Annotated in this window: 22 protein-coding genes; 7 read left to right on the top strand and 15 right to left on the bottom strand. The window is 71.3% G+C overall.

Annotated elements, in window-relative coordinates; translation table 11 throughout:
• Positions 1–7 precede the first annotated feature (7 nt).
• From OAW74_RS09400 to OAW74_RS09460, 13 genes are all read right to left on the bottom strand, one after another.
• Positions 8–922, bottom strand: a complete 915-nt coding sequence (locus tag OAW74_RS09400) for an NAD(P)/FAD-dependent oxidoreductase (RefSeq protein WP_262874461.1) — start codon at positions 920–922, stop codon at positions 8–10.
• Positions 923–1,053: 131 nt separating this feature from the next.
• Positions 1,054–2,466 carry an FAD-dependent oxidoreductase gene (locus OAW74_RS09405; RefSeq protein ID WP_262874102.1) on the bottom strand — a complete coding sequence of 471 codons (1,413 nt, stop codon included), beginning with the start codon at positions 2,464–2,466 and terminating at the stop codon, positions 1,054–1,056.
• On the bottom strand, positions 2,463–3,245 hold the full coding sequence (gene cobA, locus OAW74_RS09410) for a uroporphyrinogen-III C-methyltransferase (RefSeq protein WP_316250215.1): 783 nt from the start codon (positions 3,243–3,245) through the stop codon (positions 2,463–2,465). The genes OAW74_RS09405 and cobA overlap by 4 nt, the downstream gene beginning before the upstream one ends.
• Entirely contained in the window at positions 3,242–4,183 is a 942-nt protein-coding gene (locus OAW74_RS09415; RefSeq protein ID WP_262874103.1) for an ABC transporter permease, read from the bottom strand. Before OAW74_RS09415 ends, cobA begins: the two co-directional genes overlap by 4 nt.
• Positions 4,173–5,033, bottom strand: coding sequence for an ABC transporter ATP-binding protein (locus OAW74_RS09420; protein ID WP_262874104.1), 861 nt, complete (start codon positions 5,031–5,033; stop codon positions 4,173–4,175). The genes OAW74_RS09415 and OAW74_RS09420 overlap by 11 nt, the downstream gene beginning before the upstream one ends.
• Before the next feature lies 1 nt (position 5,034).
• Positions 5,035–6,114, bottom strand: coding sequence for an ABC transporter substrate-binding protein (locus OAW74_RS09425; RefSeq protein ID WP_262874105.1), 1,080 nt, complete (start codon positions 6,112–6,114; stop codon positions 5,035–5,037).
• A 29-nt stretch (positions 6,115–6,143) separates the two neighbouring features.
• Positions 6,144–7,529 carry a sulfate adenylyltransferase subunit 1 gene (locus tag OAW74_RS09430; protein WP_262874106.1) on the bottom strand — a complete coding sequence of 462 codons (1,386 nt, stop codon included), beginning with the start codon at positions 7,527–7,529 and terminating at the stop codon, positions 6,144–6,146.
• Positions 7,529–8,596 (bottom strand): sulfate adenylyltransferase subunit CysD, encoded by a 1,068-nt coding sequence (gene cysD / locus OAW74_RS09435; RefSeq protein WP_262874107.1) that lies wholly within the window; start codon positions 8,594–8,596, stop codon positions 7,529–7,531. Before cysD ends, OAW74_RS09430 begins: the two co-directional genes overlap by 1 nt.
• Positions 8,593–9,336 (bottom strand): phosphoadenylyl-sulfate reductase, encoded by a 744-nt coding sequence (locus OAW74_RS09440; protein ID WP_262874108.1) that lies wholly within the window; start codon positions 9,334–9,336, stop codon positions 8,593–8,595. The genes cysD and OAW74_RS09440 overlap by 4 nt, the downstream gene beginning before the upstream one ends.
• A gap of 97 nt (positions 9,337–9,433) precedes the next feature.
• Positions 9,434–11,164, bottom strand: a complete 1,731-nt coding sequence (locus OAW74_RS09445) for a nitrite/sulfite reductase (protein ID WP_378733859.1) — start codon at positions 11,162–11,164, stop codon at positions 9,434–9,436.
• 152 nt (positions 11,165–11,316) lie between these two features.
• On the bottom strand, positions 11,317–12,009 hold the full coding sequence (locus tag OAW74_RS09450; RefSeq protein ID WP_262874109.1) for a sirohydrochlorin chelatase: 693 nt from the start codon (positions 12,007–12,009) through the stop codon (positions 11,317–11,319).
• Positions 12,010–12,109: 100 nt separating this feature from the next.
• Entirely contained in the window at positions 12,110–12,853 is a 744-nt protein-coding gene (locus OAW74_RS09455) for a PDC sensor domain-containing protein (protein WP_262874110.1), read from the bottom strand.
• Positions 12,853–13,644: a FadR/GntR family transcriptional regulator gene (locus OAW74_RS09460; protein WP_262874111.1), complete on the bottom strand. Its 792-nt coding sequence runs from the start codon at positions 13,642–13,644 to the stop codon at positions 12,853–12,855. Before OAW74_RS09460 ends, OAW74_RS09455 begins: the two co-directional genes overlap by 1 nt.
• 149 nt (positions 13,645–13,793) lie before the next feature.
• Here OAW74_RS09460 and OAW74_RS09465 point away from each other — a divergent pair, with 149 nt between their 5' ends.
• The 4 genes from OAW74_RS09465 (at position 13,794) to OAW74_RS09480 (ending at position 17,906) form a co-directional block, all read left to right on the top strand.
• On the top strand, positions 13,794–14,831 hold the full coding sequence (locus tag OAW74_RS09465; RefSeq protein WP_262874112.1) for an ABC transporter ATP-binding protein: 1,038 nt from the start codon (positions 13,794–13,796) through the stop codon (positions 14,829–14,831).
• 96 nt (positions 14,832–14,927) lie between these two features.
• Entirely contained in the window at positions 14,928–16,106 is a 1,179-nt protein-coding gene (locus OAW74_RS09470; protein ID WP_262874113.1) for an ABC transporter substrate-binding protein, read from the top strand.
• A gap of 70 nt (positions 16,107–16,176) precedes the next feature.
• Positions 16,177–17,100: an ABC transporter permease gene (locus OAW74_RS09475; protein WP_262874114.1), complete on the top strand. Its 924-nt coding sequence runs from the start codon at positions 16,177–16,179 to the stop codon at positions 17,098–17,100.
• A gap of 5 nt (positions 17,101–17,105) precedes the next feature.
• Positions 17,106–17,906: an ABC transporter permease gene (locus OAW74_RS09480; RefSeq protein WP_262874115.1), complete on the top strand. Its 801-nt coding sequence runs from the start codon at positions 17,106–17,108 to the stop codon at positions 17,904–17,906.
• A 127-nt stretch (positions 17,907–18,033) separates the two neighbouring features.
• Here OAW74_RS09480 and OAW74_RS09485 read toward each other — a convergent pair whose 3' ends face one another.
• Entirely contained in the window at positions 18,034–18,792 is a 759-nt protein-coding gene (locus tag OAW74_RS09485) for a MarR family winged helix-turn-helix transcriptional regulator (RefSeq protein WP_262874116.1), read from the bottom strand.
• A gap of 128 nt (positions 18,793–18,920) precedes the next feature.
• Here OAW74_RS09485 and OAW74_RS09490 point away from each other — a divergent pair, with 128 nt between their 5' ends.
• On the top strand, positions 18,921–19,469 hold the full coding sequence (locus OAW74_RS09490) for a MarR family winged helix-turn-helix transcriptional regulator (protein WP_262874117.1): 549 nt from the start codon (positions 18,921–18,923) through the stop codon (positions 19,467–19,469).
• A gap of 265 nt (positions 19,470–19,734) precedes the next feature.
• On the opposite strand, the gene OAW74_RS09495 is transcribed toward OAW74_RS09490, so the two are convergent.
• Positions 19,735–21,111, bottom strand: coding sequence for an MFS transporter (locus OAW74_RS09495; protein ID WP_262874118.1), 1,377 nt, complete (start codon positions 21,109–21,111; stop codon positions 19,735–19,737).
• A 160-nt stretch (positions 21,112–21,271) separates the two neighbouring features.
• On the opposite strand from OAW74_RS09495, the gene dnaK reads away from it, so the two are divergent.
• Together dnaK and OAW74_RS09505 are read left to right on the top strand one after the other, a co-directional pair.
• On the top strand, positions 21,272–23,140 hold the full coding sequence (dnaK, locus tag OAW74_RS09500; RefSeq protein ID WP_262874119.1) for a molecular chaperone DnaK: 1,869 nt from the start codon (positions 21,272–21,274) through the stop codon (positions 23,138–23,140).
• Positions 23,140–23,721: a nucleotide exchange factor GrpE gene (locus OAW74_RS09505; protein WP_262874120.1), complete on the top strand. Its 582-nt coding sequence runs from the start codon at positions 23,140–23,142 to the stop codon at positions 23,719–23,721. Before dnaK ends, OAW74_RS09505 begins: the two co-directional genes overlap by 1 nt.
• The last annotated feature ends 4 nt before the right edge of the window (positions 23,722–23,725 follow it).

A 23,725-nucleotide genomic window follows, 5' to 3' on the forward strand; every position in this document is an offset into this window, starting at 1 on the left:
CAGGTGGTCAGTGCGCGGTCACGACTCCGAGGCCGTCGTGCACGAGCACGGCGGCGGCTCGCGCCCCCTGGCCCGCCGCGACGATGAGCTGCTGCGGGCCGGGGCTCGCCGCATCCCCCGCACCGTAGAGCCCCGGCACCGACGTGCGGCCCGACCGGTCGACCACGAGGTGCCCCTCGGCGTCGCGCTCGACGTCGAGGCCGTCGAGGAACTCGAGCGCCGGCGTCCACACCGGCCGCACGAAGCCGCCGGTCACCTCGACGCGCGTGCCGTCGGCGAGTGCGACCGCCTCCAGGGCGCCGCGGTCGCCCACGAGCCCCGCGATGGGGGCGCGCTCGACGCGGATGCCGGATGCTGCCAGCTCCGCCTCTTCGACGGTGGTGACGGCATCCGCGCCGTTCGTGAAGACGGTGAGGGTGTGGGTCCATCGGGCGATGAGCCGGGCGCGGGCGGCGAGGTCGCTGGTCTCGCCGATGAGGGCGAGCGGGCGGTCCTGCAGCTCCCACGCGTCGCACGCGGCGCAGCTGAACAGGCTCATGCCGTAGAACCCGCGGATGTTCGGCACGTCGGGCAGCGTCTCGCGCAGCCCGGTCGCCACGAGCACGGCGCGGGCGCGCAGCGTCGCGGGGGCTCCGCGGCCGGCGAGGGTCGCGGTGAACCCCTCGCCGTCGCGCTCGAGCCGCGCGACCTGCGTGCGGCGGTGCAGCTCGACCTGCGGGTAGGCGGCGAGCTCTTCTCGGGCCAGCGCCCGCAGCTCGTGCGGCGGGATGCCGTCGCGCGTGAGGAAGCCGTGGGAGTTGAGCGTCGCGGCGTTCCGAGGGCGGTCGGCGTCGATCACGGCGACCGTCGCCCGGGCGCGACCGAGGTTGAGGGCTGCCGACAGACCGGCCGGGCCCCCGCCGATCACGAGGGCGTCCCGCATCCGCTCGCCGTCGTGGTCGCCGTCGGGCTCGACCTCGGTGTGACGCAGCTGTCGGACGGGTGGGACGGATGCTGCCCCCTGCGGCCCGTGAGGCCCCTGGTCGCCCTCCGATCCGACGCCTGAACCCCCGCTCATGAGCGGGTGAGGCTGCCGGCACGCGAGATGTCGACCTGCTCGTCGCGAGGCACGACCTTCACGCGCTCGCGCGCGTGCAGGTGCGTCTCGCCGAGCGTGCGCTCATGGGCGTCGAGGGCGCGCCAGCCGTCCCACGTCGTGTAGGCGATCTCGCGCTCGTCGAGCAGCTCGAACAGGTCGCGCGTCTCGTCGGGCGCCGAGAGGATGCCGCGCTCGGCGTCGGCGACCAGGTGCGCGATCGTCTCCATCGCGTCGGACTTGGTATGCCCGATGAGCCCGACGGGGCCGCGCTTGATCCAGCCGGTGGCGTAGAGCCCTGCCACCGGTGCGCCCTCGGCATCGACGACGCGGCCCTCGACGTTCGAGATCACGCCGCGGTCGGCGTCGAAGGGCACGTCGAGCACGGGCGAGCCGAAGTAGCCGACGGCGCGGTAGACGGCCTGCACCTCGTAGTCGCGGAGCTCTCCGGTGCCCTCGACGGTGCCATCGGCCCCGGGCGCGGTGCGTTCGAAGCGCAGTCCGTAGACACGGTCGTCGCCGAGCACCTCGACCGGGCGGTGGAAGAAGTGCAGGTGCAGGCGGCGGCTCGCCCCCGTGGTGCCGCGGGTTCGCCACTGGTCGAACGTGCGCAGCATGACCTTGAGCTGGTTGTTGCCCGGCACGAAGCCCTCGAGGTGGGCGAAGTCCTCGTCGGCGAGCACGATGTCGACGTCGGGCACCTCGCCGAGCTCGCGCAGCTCGATCGGGGTGAACTTGATCGACTCGGGCCCGCGGCGGCCGAAGACGTGCACGTCGGTGACGGGCGAGGCCTCCAGGCCCGCCAGCACGTTGTCGGGCACCTCGGTCGAGCGGAGGTCCTCCGGATGCTTCGCGAGCACTCGGGCGACGTCGAGGGCGACGTTGCCGTTGCCGATGACCGCGAGCTGCTCGGCCTCGAGCGGCCACGTGCGAGGCACGTCGGGGTGGCCGTCGTACCAGGCGACGAAGTCGGCCGCACCGTGGCTGCCGGGGAGGTCGATTCCGGGGATGTCGAGCGCGGCGTCGCGGATCGCGCCGGTGGCGAAGATGACGGCGTCGTACCGGGCCCGCAGCTCGTCGACCGCGATGTCGCGACCCACCTCTACATTGCCGATGAAGCGGATGGTGCGGCGCGCCGGGTCGGCGGCGCTGGCCGCATCGAGCATCTCGTGGAGGGAGGTGACGATGCCCTTGATGCGCGGGTGGTCGGGGGCGACCCCGTAGCGGATGAGCCCGTAGGGCGACGGCAGCGACTCGATGAGGTCGATCTCGACGCGCCCCTCGCGCTCGGCGACGGCGGCCGAGAGCAGGTTGCCGGCATAGACGCCGGCGGGCCCGGCGCCGACGATCGCGACGCGCAGCGGACGGAACGACAGAGAGGGGGTGGTCACAGTGATGCGGCCTTTCGTGCGGTCGAGACGAGGGTCTCGGGGGCGTAGGGGCTGAGGGTCACGACGTCTCCGACGACGATGACGGCCGGGTTGCGCACCTGGCGCGCGGCGGCCTGGTGCGTGATGGTGGCGAGCGTGCCGACGGTGACGCGCTGCCGCTCGCCGAAGCCGTCTTCGACGATCGCGACGGGGCAGTCGGCGCCGCGGTCGCCGCGGGCGAGGGTGATCGCCGCGTGGGCGAGGGTGCCCACGCCCATCAGCAGCACGACGGTGTGGTCGCGCCCGCCCCCGATGTCGCCGATCTGGTCGTGCGCCGTGACGACGGTGAACGCCGTTGCGATGCCGCGGTGGGTGAGCGGGATGCCGGCGATCGCCGGCACCGAGATGGCGCTGGTCACCCCGCTGACGACCTCGACGTCGATGCCCTCGGCGCGGCAGTGGGCCAGCTCTTCGAGCCCGCGGCCGAAGACATACGGATCCCCGCCCTTGAGGCGCACGACGCGCCTGCCCTGCCGGGCGAGTTCGACCAGCAGCGCGTTGATGGCGTCCTGCGGCACGGCGTGGTGGCCGGGCTGCTTGCCGACGTCGACGACCTCGGCGCGCAGGTGCACCCCGTCGGCTTCGAGGCCGTCGAGCACGGCGCGTGCGCCGAGCCGGTCGGCGACGATGACGTCGGCCGCCTCGAGGGCGCGCAGGCCCCGGAGGGTCAGCAGCCCCGCGTCGCCGGGGCCGGCTCCGACGAGGGTGACGTGTCCGATGGATGTGTTCGCGGCGGTCACTTGACGCCTCCCTGCAGAAGCCCACGGCGGCGCAGCAGTCGCCGCTCGAGGGGGCCGAAGATGACGAGCTCGATCAGCACGCCGATCGCGAGGATCAGCAGGATCGTCGCCAGCACGCCGGCGATGTCGGCGAGGGTGCGGCTCTGGTCGAGCATCGCGCCCAGGCCGAAGCCGATCGACCCGCCCGTCGCGATGATCTCGGCCGCCATCAGCGAGCGCCACGAGAACGCCCAGCCCTGCTTGAGACCCGCGAGGTAGCCGGGGAGGGCCGCCGGCAGCACGATGAGCGTCGCCTGGCGGATGCCGCCTGCCCCGAGCACCGTTCCCACCCGTCGCAGCTGCGGCGGCACCTGGTCGACCCCGGCGATCAGGCCGTTGACGATCGAGGGGATCGCCCCCATGAGGATCACGAAGTACACCGTCGCGTCGGACAGACCGAACCACAGGATCGCGGCAGGCACCCACGCGACAGAGGGCAGCACCTGCAGGCCCGAGATGAGGGGGCCGGCCGCGCGGCGCAGCGGCCGCACCTCGGCCAGCAGCAGGCCGAGCGGCGTGCCGACGACGATCGCGATGAGAAAGCCCGAGATCCCGCGCTCGAGGCTCGTCATCACGGCCAGCTGCAGCCGGCCGCTCTCCCACGAGGAGCCCAGGGCGTTCCACACGTCCACGGGGCCCGGCGTGATGTCTGGGCGCGGCGAGAAGATGACGACGTAGAGCTGCCAGATCACCACCAGCACGACCAGCAGGATCACGGGAGGGAGCACGGATGCCGCCACCTGACGCAGCCGCGAGGGTGCGGCATCCGCATCGGTCTGCAGGCGGTCGAGGCCCGCCGACAGAGTGCGCAGCTCGGTCGCGGTGTCGGCGTCGGGCACGGCGGCGGTGTCGGCTGCCGCCGGAGCGGCGGTGTCGGGGATGAGGGTGTCACGCGGCATTGCGGCGGATCTCCCTTCGGAGGTGCTCGGTGATCTCGACCGACAGGGCCGAGACCTCGGGAGACTCGATGCGGCGGCCGCTGGTCTGCTTGACGCGCCATTCGCCGGCGACGCGGCCGGGGCGGCTCGAGAGCAGCACGACGCGCTGGCCCAGGCGCACGGCCTCGCGCACGTTGTGCGTGACGAACACGACGGTGCGGCCCGTGGCCCGCCACACGCGCTCGAGCTCTTCGTGCAGCAGATCGCGGGTGATGGCGTCGAGGGCGGCGAAGGGCTCGTCCATGAGCAGCACGGGGCGGTCCTGCGCGAGTGCGCGGGCCAGTGCCACGCGCTGACGCATGCCTCCCGACAGCTCGTGCGGGCGCTTGTCGGCGGCGTCGGCGAGGTTCACGACATCGAGCAGTTCGATCGCGCGCGCCCGCCGCTCTGCGCGCCCGACGCCGCGCAGGCGCAGTGCGAGCTCGACGTTGCGCGAGGCGGTGAGCCACGGCATGAGCGCCGACTCCTGGAACATGAGGGCCGAGCCCTCGCCCGGGGTCGAGATCGTGCCGGCGGTGGGTCTGTCGAGCCCGGCGATGAGGCCCAGGATCGTCGACTTGCCGCACCCCGAGGCTCCGATGAGGCACACGAACTCGCCGGGGGCGACGTCGAGGGTCACCCCGTCGAGCACGAGCGGGCCCTGGCCGAACCGCTTGCCCACGCCCTCGAGGCGAACCGCCGGTGCCGGCGCCGGGGCGGGGGCGGCCGGCGGCGCCGCCAGGTCGAAGCTCGGGCCGAGGGCGGTGCCGGCAGCATCCGCCCGGTCGATATGCGCGCCCTGAGCGGGCGCCGCGGTGCGCGGCTCGGTCATGTCAGAGTCCGTCCTCGCCGAGGCCGGCCGCCGACACCGGGTCGGCGCCCGAGGCCTCGAGTGCTTCGTTGAGCAGGCGCAGGTCGAACAGGCCGACGATCGAGCCGTCCTTCTGGGTACCGGCCTCGAGCCCGTTCTCGACGAGCGTCTGGAATGTCTCGGCGTGCGGGTCGGCCGAGAACGTCACGTTCTGAAGCGCCCGGTCGATGACGGCGTCGTCGAGCGGCTTGCCGGTGTCGGCCTCGAGCTTCGCGTTGATCTCCTCGGCGGCGTCATCGGCGTTGTCGCCCAGCCACGCGATCGCGTCGAGGTTGCCCTGCACGAGCGCCGCGACCGTGTCGGGGTGCTCGGCGAGGTAGTCGGCGCGCACGAGCAGCACCGTCGTCGGGAAGGCGCCGTCCTCCCACAGGTCGGCCTCGTCGACGAGCACGTGGGCGCCCGCGTCGACGACCAGGCGCGAGACCCAGGGCTCGGGCAGCCACGCGCCGTCGATGTCGCCGTTCTGGAAGAGCGTCAGGGTCTGCGCGTTCTCGGTGGGGGTGATGCTGACGTCGCCTCCGCCGGTCGTGTCGGTCTGGAAGCCCTGGTCCTTCAGCCAGCTGCGCAGCGCGACGTCCTGCGTGTTGCCCAGCTGAGGCGTGGCCAGCGTCGTGCCGGCGAGGTCTTCCGCGCTGTCGATGCCGTCGCGCACGACCAGGGCCGCGCCGCCGGTCGTGACTCCCGCGACGATCCGCGCCGACTGCCCGCCCGACTGGATGAACGTGTTGATCGACGGGTTGGGCCCGATGAAGGTCGCATCGATCGCGCCGGCAGACAGCGCCTCGATCGCCGCAGGCCCCGCGTTGAAAACCTCGGTGCTCAGCTCGGTGTCGCCGAGCGCCTGTTCGAAGATGCCCTCCTGCAGGCCGATGAGCGCAGGCGCGTGAGTGACGTTGGCGAAGTAGCCCAGGCGCAGCTCGGCCGCGGGGGTGCCGCCCTCGAGGTCGGCGGGTTCGGTCGAGGCGGCCGACGAGCCGGCGCACCCAGCCAGCATCATGGCGGCCACGGCCAGGGTGGTCAGTTTCAGGGATCGGGTGTTCATCTGTCGCCTCCTTCGAGCGAAGCGGCCGTTCAGGCCAGGACGGTGCCGGCGGCGAGAGTCGCGCCGTCGGCGGGGTGGATCACCAGGAACGAGCCGCCCGCGCGTCCCCGCGCATAGGGCTCGACCGGCAGGTCGGCCGCGACCCGGATGGTGGCGCGGCCGATGTCGTTGACGGCGAGGCTCGTCGCCTCGCCGTGGGTCAGGGTGTCGAGGTCGTACCGGCTCGAGACGGTCACGACGGCCTGCACCGTCGCCGTGCCGTGCTTGACCAGCACCCGCGAGCCCGAGGCGAGCGGGCGCCCGTCGAGCTGGAACAGCTCTGCGGCGAACTCACGGCGGCCGGAGGGGGCGGTGCCGGATGCCGCCAGCACGGCGCCGCGGGCAGCATCCACGTCGTCGGCGAGCTGCACGGCGACGGACTGCGGGCTCACCGCCTGCTCGACGGGGGAGCCGGCCGAGGTCAGTCCCGTGACGGTCGTCTCGATGCCGGCGGGGAACACCGTGACCCGGTCGCCGACCCGCACCGAGCCCGAGGCGATGCGCCCGGCGACCGCGCGGTAATCGCGGTAGGCGTCGGGCTCGGCGATCTCGGGCGACAGTCCGCCCTGCGGCCGCAGCACGAGCTGCACCGGCAGGCGGAACGGGTCGAGTTCGGCATCGAGCTCGTCGTGCCCAGGCAGCTGCTCGAGCAGTTCGAGCAGGGCGGGGCCGGTGTACCAGGGCGTGTGGGCGCTGCGCTCGACGATGTTGTCGCCCTCGAGCGCAGAGACCGGCAGTACGTGCACGTCGCCGATGCCGAGCTCGGCCGTCACGGCGTGCACCTGCTCGACCACCGGCGTGAAGGCCTCTTCGGCGTAGTCGAGCAGGTCGATCTTGTTGACCGCGACGATCACGTGCGGCACGCGCAGCAGGGCGACGACGGCGAGGTGCCGGCGGGTCTGCTCGAGCACGCCCTTGCGGCCGTCGACGAGCACGATCACGGCGTCGGCGGTGGTGGCGCCGGTGACCATGTTGCGCGTGTACTGCACGTGGCCGGGGCAGTCGGCCAGCACGAAGCTGCGGGTGCCGGTGGAGAAGTAGCGGTAGGCCACGTCGATCGTGATGCCCTGCTCGCGCTCGGCGCGCAGGCCATCGGTCAGCAGCGCGAAGTCGAACCCGGTGCCGTGTGCGAATCCGCGCTCGGCGGAGGTGCGGGCGACCTGCTCGAGCTGGTCGGCGAGGATCGCCTTCGAGTCGTGCAGCAGGCGGCCGACGAGCGTGGACTTGCCGTCGTCGACCGAGCCGGCCGTCGCGAAGCGGAAGAGGGTGGGTTGCGGCGTTTCGTCTCGTCGCTGCGCTCCTCGCTCAACGCCCGAGCCCCCGGGCGTTGAGCGAGCGGAGCGAGACGAAACGTCGCGGGCCTGGAGATCGGTCATCAGAAGTACCCGTCCTTCTTGCGGTCTTCCATCGCCGCCTCGCTGATGCGGTCGTCGGCGCGGGTCGCCCCGCGTTCGGTGAGGGTGGAGCGGGCGACCTCGGCGACGACGGATGCGACGTCCGCCGCATCCGATTCGACCGCGCCCGTGCAGCTCATGTCGCCGACCGTGCGGTACCGCACGACGCGCCGCTCGAGCGTCTCGCCCGCGCGGATCGGCGAGAACTCGCCGATCGCGCGCCACATGCCGTCGCGGGCATACACCTCGCGCTCGTGCGCGAAGTAGAGCGGCGGCAGCGGGATGTGCTCGCGCTCGATGTAGCGCCAGACGTCGAGCTCGGTCCAGTTCGAGATCGGGAACGCGCGCACGTGCTGGCCGGGGGTGTGGCGGCCGTTGTAGAGGCTCCACAGCTCGGGGCGCTGGTTGCGCGGATCCCACTGGCCGAACTCGTCGCGGAGCGAGATGATGCGCTCCTTGGCGCGCGCCTTGTCTTCGTCGCGACGGGCGCCGCCGAAGACGGCGTCGTGGCGACCGGCCGCGATCGCGTCGAGCAGCGGCTGGGTCTGCAGCGGGTTGCGCGTGCCGTCGGCGCGCTCGGCGAGCCGGCCGTCGTCGATGTAGTCCTGCACGCGGGCGACCTCGAGGGTGATGCCCAGGCGCGCGACGGTCTCGTCGCGGAAGCGCAGCACCTCGGGGAAGTTGTGCCCGGTGTCGACGTGCAGCACCGGGAACGGCACGCGGCCGGGGAGGAACGCCTTGGCCGCGAGGTGCAGCACGACGACGGAGTCCTTGCCGCCCGAGAACAGCAGCACGGGCCGCTCGAACTCCGCCACGACTTCGCGGATCACGTGGATCGCCTCGGCCTCCAGCAGATCGAGCGTGTCGAGGCGCCCCGCATCCGTCCTCGCTCCGCGCGAGGAGATCTCGCCGGCCGAGGACGCCGGGGCCGTATCCGTACTCGTCTCGCGCGATCTCCTCGCCTCGGGCGAGGACGTGGCGGATGCTGCGCCCCGCGCGCCCGAGAGCGACGCCGGCGCTGCGGCTTCGGTGAGGTCTGGGTGGCTCATAGGTGCAGCCCGCATTCCGTCTTGCTCAGACCGGCCCAGCGGCCAGAGCGGGGGTCTTCGCCGGCGGCGACCGGCTTCGTGCACGGCTCGCAGCCGATCGAGGGGTAGCCATTGCTCACGAGCAGATTCACCGGCACGCGGTTATCGCCGGCGTAGTCGAGCAGGTCGTCGAAGGTCCACGCGGCGACGGGGTTGACCTTGACCAGGCCGTTGCGCTCGTCCCACGTGACCAAGGGCGTGTGCGTGCGGGTCGGCGCCTCTTCGCGGCGCACGCCCGTGAACCACACCTCATAGCCGGCCAGCGCCTCCTGCAGGGGAGCGACCTTGCGGCGTGCGCAGCACAGCGCGGGGTCGCGCTCATAGAGCCGCGCGCCGAACTCGGCGTCCTGCTCGGCCACGGTCTGCTCGGGCAGCACGTCGACGATCCGCACGTCGAGGGCCCTCGCGACCTCGTCGCGGGTGAACCGCGTCTCGGCGAAGTGGTAGCCCGTGTCGAGGAAGAGCACGTCGACGCCCGGCAGCTGCGCGGCCACGAGGTGGGGCAGCGCGGCGTCGGCCATCGAGCAGGCGACGGCGGCAGCATCCGCCGAGAAGTTCTCGGCCACCCAGCGCACGACCTGTTCGGGCGAGGCCTCGTGGTCGGTGAGCGAGCCGAGCAGCTCGTTGCCGGCCTCGGCGAGGGCCTTCAGCTCGTCGTGGCTCCGCGTGCGTGCGGCACGGGGTGCGAGTGTGACGGTCATCGGCTGGGCCTCGTTTCGTCTCGTCGCTGCGCTCCTCGCGGGGCGCCCGAGATTCCCCGGGCGCCCCGCGAGTGAAGCGAGACGAAACGCGACCCGCTCACTGCAGGGCCTCTTCGTCGGCGCGGTGCGCCCACTGGGCGAACGTCTCGTCGGAGGCGGCGTCGCGGTCGGCGATGAACCGCCTGACGACCCGCTCCGCGTAGTCGGCGATGCCGTCGGCGGCGACCTTGAGGCCGCGCACCGTGCGGCCCAGGCCCGCCTCGTCGCGGTCCTGCGAGGCGAGGCCGCCGCCCAGGTGCACCTGGTAGCCGGGCACCTGCTCGCCGGCATCTGTCGTGATGAGCTGGCCCTTCAGGCCGATGTCGGCGGTCTGGATGCGCGCGCACGAGTTGGGGCAGCCGTTGACGTGCAGGCTGATCGGATGCGGCAGGTCGAGCCCGTCGAGGCGCTCTTCGAGCGCGAGCACGGCGTTGGTCGCGTAGCCCTTGGTCTCGACGATGGCCAGCTTGCAGAACTCGATGCCGGTGCACGCGATCGTGCCGCGGCGGATGAGGCTCGGCCGCGACTGCAGACCGAGGCGGTCGAGCTCGGTCACGAGCGAGGCGACCCGGTCTTCCTGCACATCGAGGATGACGAGCTTCTGATGCGGCGTCGTGCGCAGGCGGGTCGAGCCGTGCGCCTCGAGCACGTCGGCGAGCTCGGCCAGTACGGGCCCGGAGACGCGCCCGACGATGGGGGTGACGCCGATGTAGAAGCGTCCGTCGCGCTGGCGGTGCACGCCGACGTGGTCGCCGGGGGTCGCGGGCTTCGGAGCTGCGGGGCCGTCGGGAAGGGCGAAGCCGAGGTATTCGTCCTGCAGCACCTGACGGAACTTCTCGGTACCCCATTCGGCCAGCAGGAACTTGAGGCGCGCCTTGTTGCGCAGGCGCCGATAGCCGTAGTCGCGGAAGATCTGCGCGACCCCGTGCCACACGTCGCCGACCTGGTCGGGCGCGACGAACGCGCCGAGGCGCTCGCCGAGGCGCGGCGCCGTCGACAGGCCGCCGCCGACCCACAGGTCGTAGCCGACGCCGAGCTCAGGGTGCTCGATCGCGACGAATGCGACATCGTTGATCTCGTGCACGACATCCTGGCTCGGGTGCCCCGTGATGGCCGATTTGAACTTGCGCGGCAGGTTCGAAAGCGACGGATCGCCGATGAAGCGCCCCTGGATCTCGTCGATCTGCGGCGTCGGGTCGATGAGCTCGTCGGCGGCGATGCCGGCCACCGGCGACCCGAGGATCACGCGGGGCACGTCGCCGCAGGCCTCGGTGGTGCCCAGGCCCACGGCCTCGAGCCGGCGCCAGATCTCGGGCATCGACTCGACCTCGATCCAGTGCAACTGGATGTTCTGGCGGTCGGTCAGGTCGGCGGTGTCGCGGCCGAACTCGGTCGAGATGCCCGCGATCACGCGCAGCTGCTCGGTGGTGAGCTGGCCGCCGTCGATGCGCACGCGCAGCATGAAGAACTCGTCTTCGAGCTCGTGCGGCTCGAGGGTCGCGGTGCGCCCGCCGTCGATGCCGGGCTTGCGCTGCGTGTACAGGCCCCACACCCGGAACCGCCCGTGCAGGTCGGTCGGGTCGATCGAGGCGAAGCCGCCCTTGGAGTAGGTCTGCTCGATGCGCTCGCGCACCGCCAGGCCGTCGTCGACCTGCTTCCACTCCTCGTTGGCGTTGAGCGGGGTCGTGCCGTCGATCTTCCACTGGCCGTTGGGACGGCTCGAGGGGCGGGGCGGGCGGGCGCGCGGCAGGTCGCCGTGCGCGGCGCGCTCGGTGCGCGCGGGCTGAATGGTCGAGGTGTCGTCGGTCACACTGGCCTCCGGGGAAGCCCCGGGCGTCCCCGGGGACGGACTCGTCAGTCCGTGTACGCGAGGTTAGGTCGACGGCCCGAGCGGCGACGTTGTGTTTCAGTGCCGCGTTAACGTGCGACACACGGCGTCATCTACTTGACGTGGCCTCCGACCGCCGCGCGGTAGCGGTCGATCACGAGTTCGACGAGGGCGGATGCGGGTGGGTCGGCGTCGAGCAGCGGGCGCGCGACCGGCCGGCCGGCCGCCTGCGCCACGGTGAGGTCGTGGAAGTAGCCGGGGGCGAGCAGATAGGTCGCCACGACCGCGTCGTCGCCCACCGCAGCAACGGCGGCAGGCAACCGGGGCTCCGCCGCGGCGAGGAAGCCGACGGAGACCTCGCGCCCCAGGCGCGCGCTCAGCAGGCGCGCCACCTCGCGGCAGTCGTCGTTGGCGCGCTCGTCGCTCGAGCCCGCGACGGCGAGCACGACGGGGGCGGTGGGGGCGGCATCCGTCTGCGCCAGCCGGTCGGCGAGCACCTCGGCCAGCCGCGGGTCGGGTCCGAGGGCGGGCGCGATCACGACGTCGTCGCGGGTGGCGGCGGCCTCCGCCAGATCGACGTGCACGTGGTAGCCCGCCGACAGCAGCAGCGGCACGATCACGACCGCGCGGTCGGGCAGGGCCGCGAGCGACGCCTCGACGTCGGGCCGCTGCACATCCACGTGTCCGAGGCGCACCTCGAACTCGGGGAGCCGCGCCGCGACGGCGTCGACGAGCGCGGCGACGGCGGCCTGGCCCGCGCGCGATCCGGTGCCGTGCGAGATCGCGAGCAGGGCGGGATGCGGCATCCGCCCATTCTGCCCCGCACCGGTTACGGTCGCGACGCGCCGCACGGGGCCTCGGGTCGCACGGCGCGTCGTGACCGTAAACGGATCCGGGGGAGGGGGGTCAGGACTCGACGAGGAGCACCAGGGACGTGTCGCCGCAGGCGAGCGCGCGGCCGCCGCCGGTGAGCGCATGGGCCGCCGCACCGTCGCGCAGGGCGGCCAGCGCCTCGACCAGGCCCTCGCGCCGCAGGATCGCGCCGGGCTCGAGGTGCGGATCGGTCGAGGTGACGACGCGCCCGCTCGCGTTGACGATCGTCGCCGACCCCGAGGCCGAGCGCAGCAGCGGCAGCAGCTCGCGCTCGAGCCGGTCGACGAGGGCGTCGGTGCCGACGACCCCCACCATCTCGCCGTCGACCCGCACGGGGGTCGTGATCGTGACGGTGTAGTCGTCGGTGCAGAGGTAGTCGACGTAGGGCCCGGTGAGGTGCCGCGCGCCGGTGCGGGCGGGCACGCGCCACCACTCCAGCGCCGTGTAGTCGCGGAACTGCTCGTGCTCGGGGTCGTCGATGGTCGCCAGGCGCCGGGTGCCCGAGGGGGCGCGCAGCCACCAGGCGAGGTGCCACTGCGCGTCGTCGAGCACACCGGGGGTCGCGACGAATCCCGCACCGGTGTTGAGCGTGTCGTCGGCCAGCGCCGCCGCCGCGAAGGAGGCGGCGACCTCATCGACGAGGGCCGTGGTGAACCCCGCCGCGAGGTCGTGCTCGATGCGGTCGCGCCAGCCGTCGATGGTCGTGAAGATCTGGTCGAGGACCGCGGCGATCCGCTCCGCGATCTGCGCCGGGGTGCGCGTGGTGATCGTCGTCATCAGGATGCTGCCTCCTCTCGTCCCGTCCGGCGCCCGGTCGGGTCTTCGGCCTCGAGCCTGGCCCGCTGGTCGACGAGCCAGCCGAACGCCGACATCACGTGTGCGGCGGTCGCATCGCGCGCGCCGGCGGGGTCGACCGCGCGGATCGCGGCGATGACCTCCCGCCGCGCGCACGCGCTGCGGTCACGGTACTCCTGCTCGCCCAGGCACAGCCAGAGCAGGGGCCCCGCCTCGCTCTGCAGGCGGATCTCCTCGTGCACGAGCCGCGGCGACTGGCTGATCGCGGCCGTCTCGAGCTGAAAGCGGCTGAGCGCTCGGCGAGCGCCGCCCGCGGTCGTCAGATCGGCCTGCGCGTCGATCGTCACGAGGCTCTCGATGTCGTCTTCGCTCGCGCGGTCGGCGGCGATCTCGGCTGCCGTGCCGGCCACGGCGCGCACCATGAGCGAGAGGTCGCGAAGCTCGATGCGCGACGAGGCGCGCAGTCGCGCCTGCAGCATCCGCGCTGCCGCGTCGCGGTCGTAGGTGACGAAGCTGCCGCCGTCTCGGCCGCGGCGGGTCTGCACGAGGCCCTTGTCGCGCATGCCCTCGAGCGCCTCGCGCGCCGTGACGACGGCGACGCCGAGGCTGCGGGCGAGCTCGGTCTCGCTGGGCAGGCGCTCGCCGTCGCGCAGCACGCCGCTGACGATCGCGTCGGTGAGGCGCTGTTCCACGAGCTCCGCCCGCCCGAGGTCTTCCAGTGGTGAGAACACGACGGCGCGGGCGGCGTCGACTCGACCCGTCGCGTGCGGCATGGGGCTCTCCCGGGGGCGGCCTCTGGGAGGCGGCGAGCGACCGCATCCGATGAGCCGGCCGGTCGTGACAAGACCGTAACACGACGCGTCCTCTTTTGACATCTGGATCCATATGATTTGATTTACCCCGACATCGAGGGAGATCGTCCATGACCGACCAGCAGCAGCCGGCCATCCGGCTGACCGGGCTCACCAAGGAGTTCGGCGCCGTCAGCGCCGTCGACCACGTCGACCTCGAGATCGCCGCGGGCGAGTTCTTCTCGATGCTCGGCCCCTCCGGCTCTGGGAAGACCACCGTGCTCCGCCTCATCGCCGGCTTCGAGCAGCCCACGAGCGGCACGATCGAGCTGTTCGGGCAGGACGTCACCGCCAAGGCGCCGTTCGACCGCGATGTGAACACGGTGTTCCAGGACTACGCGCTGTTCCCGCACATGACGGTGCTCGACAACGTCGCCTACGGGCTGCGTGTACGCGGCATCAAGCGCGCCGAACGCCGCGAGCGGGCCATGAAGGCGCTCGCCGCCGTGCGCCTCGAGCAGTTCGCCGCCCGCAAGCCCTCGCAGCTCTCCGGCGGCCAGCGCCAGCGCGTCGCGCTCGCCCGCGCCACCGTCGTCGAGCCGAAGGTGCTGCTGCTCGACGAGCCGCTGGGCGCCCTCGACCTCAAGCTCCGTGAGCAGATGCAGGTCGAGCTCAAGCAGATCCAGCGCGACCTCGGCATCACGTTCATCTTCGTGACGCACGACCAGGAAGAGGCGCTGACCCTCTCGGACCGCATCGCGGTGTTCCACGACGGCCGCATCGAGCAGCTCGGCTCGCCGCAGGACCTCTACGAGCGCCCCGCCTCGCGGTTCGTCGCCGACTTCGTCGGCACGTCGAACCTCTTCGACGCCGACCGGTCGGCGGCCCTCATCGGCCGCGCGGGGGAGCACTCGATCCGCCCGGAGAAGCTCACACTGGCGGATGCCGCCGCCACCGGCGCCGGCGAGCGCAGCGCCCCCGGCACCGTGGTCGAGTCGATCTACGTCGGCAGCGGCATCCGCCGGGTCGTCGACCTCGACGAGGGCCCTCGGGTCACGGTGCTCGAGCGCAACGACCGCTCGCGCCGCGGCGACTCCGACCGCGGCGACCGCGTGCACGTCACGTGGCACGACGAGGACGTCGTCGCGCTCGTCCCGCCCGGCGCTTAGCCGGATCGGCGCCCCCACGGCGCCGCCCCAGACCGCGGGCACCTGCCCCGGAGCACCACCACACACAGCAAGACACACAGCATCCGAGAGGAAACCATGTTCACGACACGCGGAATGCGCACCGCCGCGGTCGGCGCGCTGGCGATCGGCACGATCGCCCTGCTGGCCGGCTGCGGAACGTCGTCGGGTAACAGCGCCGGCGGCGGCGAAGAGCAGACCGAGCTCGGCGACACCGAGGGTCAGGTGTCGATCCTCGCGTGGCCCGGCTACGTCGAAGACGGCAGCAACGACCCCACGGTCGACTGGGTCAGCGGATTCGAGGAGAAGACCGGATGCACGGTCACCTCGAAGTCGTACGGCACGAGCGACGAGGCGGTCAGCCTCATGAAGACCGGCGACTACGACGTCGTGGCCGCCTCCGGCGACGCGACGCTCCGCCTCATCGCCGCGGGCGACGTCGCCCCGGTCAACACCGACCTCATCCCGAACTACGCCGGCATCTACGACTTCCTCAAGGACAAGGAGTGGAACTCGGTCGACGGGCAGTCGTACGGCGTGCCGCACGGCTACGGCGCCAACCTGCTGATGTACAACACCGACGAGGTCAGCCCCGCGCCCACCTCGTGGAGCGCCGTCTTCGACGACGCCTCGGAGTACTCGGGCAAGGTCACCGCCTATGACTCGCCCATCTACATCGCCGACGCGGCCGTCTACCTCATGGCCCACCAGCCCGACCTCGGCATCGAGAACCCGTACGCGCTCGATGAGACGCAGTTCGCCGCGGCCGTCGACCTGCTCAAGGCCCAGCGCGAGCACGTGGGCGAGTACTGGTCGGATTACCTCAAGGAGATCCAGGCGTTCGAGACCGGCGACTCGGTCGTCGGCACGACGTGGCAGGTCATCCAGAACGTGCTCGCGTCCGAGGACGCGGCGACCGAGGTCGTGCTGCCGGAAGAGGGCGCGACGGGCTGGTCGGACACGTGGATGATCGCGTCGGAGGCCAAGAACCCGAACTGCGCGTACGCGTGGCTCGACTGGATCGCCAGCCCCGAGGCCAACGCGCAGGCGACGGCCTACTTCGGCGAGGCGCCCTCCAGCGACGCGGCGTGCGACTACCGCGACGACTGCGAGGCCTACCACGCCGGTGACGCCGACTACGCGTCGAAGATCTGGTACTGGACGACGCCCATCGCCGACTGCGTCGACGGCCGTACCGACGTCGAGTGCGTCGACTACGCGCAGTGGACCCAGGCCTGGGCCGAGATCAAGGGCTGAGGCCCGCACGAGCCGGGGGCGTCGCACGACGCGCCGCCCCCGGCATCCGCCTTCATCACTCGAGGAACCGATGAGAATCGAACCGCCCGTCGACACCCGCACCGTGCGGGTGCCCTCGCCCGCGGCGACGCCGGCCCGCAGGGCCTCGGCGTTTCTGAGCACGCACCCTCGGACGCGGCTCGCGCTGCTGCTGACTGCTCCGCTGTTCTGGCTCGTGCTCGTCTACATCGTGGCGCTCGTGCTGCTGCTGGTGACCGCGTTCTGGCAGGTCGACAGCTTCACCGGCGAGATCGTCACCGAGTTCACGTTCGACAACATCATCACGGTCGTCACCGGCTCGCTCTATCAGACGGTGACCCTGCGCACCCTCGGTGTCGCGATCGCCGTGACGATCATCGACGTCGCGATCGCGCTGCCGATCGCCTTCTACATGGCCAAGGTCGCAACGCCCCGCGTGCAGCGGTTCCTCGTGATCGCGGTGCTCATGCCGCTGTGGGCGTCGTACCTCGTCAAGGCCTACGCGTGGCGCTCGGTGCTCTCGCAGGACGGCATCCTCGAGTGGATGCTGGCGCCGCTGGGCCTGCACACCCCCGGTTACGGGTTGACGGCGACCATCATCACGCTGTCGTATCTGTGGCTGCCGTACGTGATACTGCCGATCTACGCGGGGCTCGAGCGGGTGCCCGACTCGCTGCTGGAGGCCTCGGCCGACCTCGGCGGCAAGACGTGGCGCACCGTCGGGTCGGTCGTGATGCCGCTGGCGTTCCCGGCGATCATCGCCGGCACGATCTTCGCGTTCTCGCTGTCGCTGGGCGACTACATCACCGTCAACATCGTCGGCGGCGCCAACCAGATGCTCGGAAACCTCGTCTACACGAACGTCGGAGCCGCCAACAACCTGCCGCTGGCCGCGGCGATCGCCCTCATCCCGATCGTCATCATCTTCGGCTACCTCGCCCTTGTGCGCCGCACCGGCGCCCTCGACAACCTGTAGGCCTCATGCGACTGGGAACCTCCGCGCGCGTCACGCTCGCCATCGTCACCGGCATCATCCTGCTGGCCGTCTATGTGCCGCTGTTCGTCGTGCTCGTCAACTCCTTCTCGACCTCCACGTCGCTGTCGTGGCCGCCACCCGGCTTCACGCTGGAGTGGTGGGCCAAGGCCTTCGAGAGCCAGGGGGCACGGGATGCCGTGGCCACCAGCATCCTGGTCGCCATCGCCTCGACGGCGATCGCCCTCGTGCTCGGCACGCTGATCTCGATGGCGCTGCAGCGCTTCGACTTCTTCGGCAAGCAGACCGTGAACCTGCTGATCATCCTGCCGATCGCGCTGCCCGGCATCATCACCGGCATCGCGCTGAACAACTTCTTCCGCACGATCATGGGGGTGCCGCTGTCGATCTGGACGGTCGTCATCGCCCACGCCACCTTCTGCATCGTGACGGTGTTCAACAACGTCATCGCGCGCCTGCGCCGCATGGGCACGTCGCTCGAAGAGGCGTCGGCCGACCTCGGCGCCGGGGTGTGGACGACCTTCCGTCTCGTGACCTTCCCGCAGCTGCGCTCGGCGCTGCTGGCGGGAGGCCTGCTGGCCTTCGCGCTGAGCTTCGACGAGATCATCGTGACGACTTTCACCGCCGGTTCTGGGGTCGCGACGCTGCCGATCTTCATCCTCAACAACATGTTCCGCCCGTCGCAGGCGCCGATCGTGGCTGTGATCGCGGTCGTGCTGGTGGTCGTCTCGATCGTGCCGATCTATCTGGCCCAGCGCCTGTCGGGCTCGGAGCAGACGCACCGCTGAGCCCGGGTACCCGGCGCGGATGCGGCGAAACCCACCCCTCGAGGTGAAGCCGGCCTTGCAGGGGCGGGTTTCGGTGCGAAGGGTGGGTCTCGGTGATCCGCGGGCGGATCGGGGTGGATGCGGCGTCTCAGGCGCCGTGCTCGGCCCGGCCGCGGGCGAAGCCCGCGTCGAACCCGCGCTCGTAGGAGTGCTCCGCGCCGCGGTGGCGACGGTGGGCGCCCGGGTGCCCGTGGTGGTGGCCGTGCTGCTCGGGGCAGCCGTGGCCGTGCGCGAAGCCGCGGCAGTGGTGCCGGCCTGACTCGCGCTCGGGGCCGAACCCGTCGCGCGGGTCGAAGCCGTCGCGTGGGTCGAAGCCCTGGCCGAAGGCGCGATGGGCGCCCGGGCCGAAGCCCGGGGCGAAGCCGCGACCGGGTCCGAACCCGCGACCGGGTCCGAACCCGCGTCGGCCGAAGCGGCCGCCGAAGGCGCGCGGGTCGGTCTCGTCGAAGCCGAGCTCGCCCGCGATCGCCTCGAGCGAGGCCATCGTGGTGGCGAAGTCCTCGGGCGAGACGGCGCCGGCCACACGGGCGCGGATGCCGTCGACCACGGCGCCGAGGCGCTCCTTGGCCGCGCGGCCCTCGTCTGTCAGCGACCAGGTGCCGTCGCCGGCCTCCTGGATCCAGCCGCGGTCGAGCAGTCGGGTGAGCTTCTTGCCGCGGCGGGCGATGAGCTCGGCCAGGCGCGGCTCCTCGACGTCTCCGGAGACCGCGTTCAGCAGCATCCAGTCGCGTCGCGTGACGCCCTCGGCCTCGAAGGCCGCCGCGAACTCGCGGGTCAGCAGTCCGTCGACGGCGCGCAGCCAGAAGCCGAGCGGGCGGCGGTCGGTGGGTGTGGTTTCTGTGTTCATGTCGTTCATGGGGTGTCCTTTCGGGGGCGGCGCTCAGAGGCCTCCGGTTCAATGCATGTCGAATGGCATGTATATGCAGTGTGACATGGATTGCGGAAGCATGTCAAGTCGCATGTAAAATTTCGGGTATGACCGATTCGGATGCCGACGCCATCGCCGAGGCCCTCTCGCTGCTGCGCGGCCGTCGCCCTCGTCCGCCGTGGGCCGACGCCGGGGGGCGCGATCCGCAGGCGCATCCGGGCTTCGGTCCGCACGGCGGGCCCCGCGGCCACGGCATGGGGCCGCATGCGGGCGGTCTGCACGGCGGCATGCGCGGCATGGGTCCGCAGGCCCGCTTCGCGGGCCCCGCGCGCCTGCGACTGCTCGAGGCACTCGCCGCCGCCGACGGCTCGCTCACGGTCAGTGCGCTCGCCGAGGCGGTCGGCGTCGATCAGCCGCGCGCGTCGCGTCTCGTGCAGCAGTGCGTCGAGCTCGGACTCGTTCGGAGAGAAGCCGACCCCGACGACGCGCGGCGCACCCGCATCGCCCTCACCGACGAGGGGTCGCGGCTGGCCCGTGGGTTCCGCGGTCAGCGCCGGGAGGCGGTCGAGGCTGCCCTGGCCGGCTTCACCGCCGCCGAGCGCGAAGAGCTGGCCCGCCTCCTGACGAAGTTCGCCCAGGCCTGGCCCGACCGCTGACCCGCGCCGGCCGGCCGGTCGGGCGCGACAGCTGCCCCGGTTCCGCCCGGCCCGCCCGGCGGCTGCCGCCGCCAGCATCCTTCAGTCGTCACATATGGCGACTGAACCGCTCGCCAAGGTCGCCACATGTGACGACTGAACTTCGGGCCTCCCCGTTCAGTCGTCGTAAACGGCGACCGAATCGCTGCGGAGGTCGCCATACGTGACGACTGAGCTTCGGGCCTCGCCCGGTCGCACTTTAGTGTGACCGGGCCGCGCGGAGGGGCTACTCGCGCGGGGCGGGCACGTGCTTCGGCAGCTTCACGAGCAGCAGCAGGCCGAGGCCGAGAGCGAGAATGATGACGAGGCCGAGGATGCCGAAGTGCGTCGCGCCGAACCATCCGATGAACAGCGACCACAGCAGCGGCGAGAGGAAGCTCATGACCCGGCCCGTGGTCGCGTAGAGGCCGAAGATCTCGCCCTGCATGCCCTCGGGCGCGACGCGGGCCAGCAGCGATCTGCTCGATGCCTGCGCCGGACCGACGGCGGCCGAGAGCACGATGCCCCCGATCCAGAAGATGAGCTTGCCCTCCTCGCGGAAGACGAAGACGAACAGCGCGCTGACGATGAGGATCGACAGTGCCGCGACGATCACGGCGCGCGCCCCGAAGCGGTCGTCGAGGCGGCCGGCGATGATCGTCGAGATGCCGGCGACGATGTTCAGCGCGATGCCGAAGAGCATGACCTCGGTCGCCGAGAACCCGAATGAGACGGCGGCCAGCACGCCGCCGAACGCGAAGACGCCCGCGAGTCCGTCGCGGTAGACGGCGCTCGCGATGAGGAACCAGAACGTCGGCCGGTGGGTGCGGAACAGCCCGACGATGTCGTGCGCGAGCACGGCGTAGCTCTGGAAGAACCCGACCTTGGGGCGGTCGTCGCGCCCAGGGGTCTCTGGCACGTTGAAGAAGAAGGGCAGCGCGAACACGATCGTCCACACCGCGGCCCCGACGGCGATGAGGCGGTAGGCGAGGCCGTTCGAGACGTCGATTCCGAACCAGTCCAGCTGGGTGAGCACCACCACGACGACGAGGGCGAGGATGCCGCCGATGTACCCGAGTCCCCAGCCCAGGCCGCTCACGCGCCCGACGGTGCGCGGAGTGGAGACCTGCACGAGCATCGCGTTGTAATTGACGCCGCCGATCTCGCTGGCCACCGACCCCAGCGCGACGACGATCGCGCCGAACCAGAAGTACTGCGGCTCGGAGTAGACGAAGAACAGGGCGAACTGCGCGAGCGCGAGCGCGACGGTCGCCCCCACGACCCAGCGCTTCTTGGTGCCGCGGGCATCCGATCGCTGGCCCAGCACGGGGGCGAGCACCAGGACCAGGATGCCGGCGGCGAAGGTGATCCAGCCGTACCACTCGGAGAGGTCGGAGAGCCCTCGACAGTACTCGGTGGCAGCATCCGCCGCCCGCGAGCAGACGAGCTCGCCGTCGGCGTTCTGTGCGGCGACCGAATCGGGCAGGAAGCTGTCGGAGACGAGATAGAGCGAGACCCAGACGAAGGTGAGGATCACCGAGTTGAAGGGCTGGGTCGCCCAGTCCCACAGCGCCCACGAGAACACCTGCTTGCGCGGCACCACGGCCGTAGTCGCCTCAGTCACATCGCTCAGGCTAGTGGTCGCCGAGCCGAACCCCTGGCTGAAAAGTTGATATGTGTCGGCTCAACTTCGTTTGACACCTCGCGAGGCCCGGAGTAGCCTTGAGCCATTGCGACTCAAGTCGCGCAGACTTCACCGATTCAGCCACACAAAGGAGAAACACATGGCACGTGCTGTGGGCATCGACCTGGGTACGACGAACTCCGTCGTCTCCGTCCTCGAGGGCGGCGAGCCCAAGGTCATCGCCAATGCCGAAGGATTCCGCACGACCCCCTCGGTCGTCGCATTCACCAAGGACGGCGAGGTGCTCGTCGGCGAGACCGCCAAGCGCCAGGCCGTCACCAACGTCGACCGCACCGTCGCGTCGGTCAAGCGCCACATGGGCACCGACTGGACGTTCGACGTCGACGGCAAGAAGTGGACGCCGCAGGAGATCTCGGCCCGCATCCTGCAGAAGCTCAAGCGCGACGCCGAGCAGTACCTGGGCGACTCCGTGACGGATGCCGTCATCACCGTGCCCGCGTACTTCAACGACGCCGAGCGCCAGGCCACGAAGGAGGCCGGCGAGATCGCGGGCCTGAACGTGCTGCGCATCATCAACGAGCCCACCGCCGCCGCGCTGGCCTACGGCCTCGACCGCGGCAAGGAGGACGAGTTGATCCTCGTCTTCGACCTCGGTGGTGGAACCTTCGACGTGTCCCTGCTCGAGGTGGGCAAGGACGACGACTTCTCGACCATCCAGGTGCGCTCCACCGCCGGCGACAACCGCCTCGGCGGCGACGACTGGGACCAGCGCCTCGTCGACTACCTGATCAAGCAGTTCAAGGACACCTCGGGTGTCGACGTCTCGGGCGACAAGATCGCGCTGCAGCGCCTCAAGGAGGCCGCCGAGCAGGCGAAGAAGGAGCTGTCGAGCTCGACCTCGACCAGCATCAACCTGCCCTACCTGTCGCTGACCGACTCCGGCCCCGTGTCGCTTTCCGAGACGATCACGCGCGCGAAGTTCGAGGACCTCACCAAAGACCTCCTCGACCGCACCAAGAAGCCGTTCGAAGACGTGATCCGCGAGGCCGGCATCAAGGTCGGCGACATCGCGCACGTCGTGCTCGTCGGCGGCTCGACCCGCATGCCCGCCGTCAGCGAGCTCGTCAACCGCGAGGCCGGCAAGGAGCCCAACAAGGGCGTCAACCCCGATGAGGTCGTCGCCGTGGGCGCGGCCCTGCAGGCCGGCGTCCTCAAGGGCGAGCGCAAGGACGTGCTGCTGATCGACGTCACCCCCCTGAGCCTCGGCATCGAGACCAAGGGCGGCATCATGACCAAGCTCATCGAGCGCAACACGGCCATTCCGACCAAGCGCAGCGAGACCTTCACGACCGCCGACGACAACCAGCCGTCGGTCGCCATCCAGGTCTTCCAGGGCGAGCGTGAGTTCACCCGCGACAACAAGCCGCTGGGCACGTTCGAGCTGACCGGCATCGCGCCGGCGCCTCGGGGCATCCCGCAGGTCGAGGTCACCTTCGACATCGACGCCAACGGAATCGTGCACGTGTCGGCCAAGGACAAGGGCACCGGCAAGGAGCAGTCGATGACGATCACCGGCGGCTCGTCGCTGCCCAAGGACGACATCGAGCGCATGGTGCGCGAGGCCGAGGAGCACGCCGCCGAAGACAAGAAGCGCCGCGAGGCCGCCGAGGTGCGCAACCAGGCCGAGACCCTGTCGTACTCGATCGACAAGCTCATCAAGGAGAACGACGACAAGCTGCCCGACGACGTCAAGTCCGAGGTGCAGGGCGACGTCGACGCTCTGAAGACGGCGCTGGCCGGCGACGACGACGAGGCCGTGAAGGCCGCGTTCGACAAGCTCAACCAGAGCCAGGGCAAGCTGGGCGAGGCGATCTACGCCGCGAGCCAGGCTGCCGGCGAGCAGGGCGACCCCACGGTGACCGACCCGGGTAACGGCGACGTGCCGAACCCCGAGGAAGATGTCATCGACGCCGAGGTCGTCGACGACGAGGACGAGAAGAAGGACTGATGACCGACAAGGACTTCGACAACGAAGAGGTCCTTCCTGACGACGAGGGGTCGGAGGCTTCGGCCTCCGGCCCCGAGCCGCAGGAGGAGGGCCTCACGGTCGACGACATCCTGGGCACCGCCCAGAACGCGGATGCCGCCGCCGAAGACGCCGTGATCGCCGATCTCGAGTCGGCCCTGCTCAACGACCTCAAGCGTCTGCAGGCGGAGTACGCCAACTACCGCCGCCGCACCGAGGAGCAGCGCGAGATCGAGAAGGAGCGCGCCAAGGGCGAGGCCGTCAAGGCCCTCCTGCCGGTGCTCGACGACCTCGACCGGGCCGACAAGCACGGCGACCTCGAAGAGGGCAGCCCGTTCTCGGCGATCGCCGAGAAGGTGCGCGGCGTCGCCGAGAAGCTGGGCGTCGAGTCCTACGGCGTCGCCGGCGAGGCGTTCGATCCGCAGCAGCACGAGGCGATCTTCCAAGTGCCCACCCCGGGTGTCACCGAGTCGACGATCCTCGAGGTCGTCGAGGTCGGCTACCGACTGGGTTCGGTCGAACTGCGACCGGCGAAGGTCGTGGTCGCCGTCCCGGCGGAGTAAGGAG

It is taken from the genome of Microbacterium fluvii (assembly GCF_025515205.1).
GTDB lineage: Bacteria > Actinomycetota > Actinomycetes > Actinomycetales > Microbacteriaceae > Microbacterium > Microbacterium fluvii.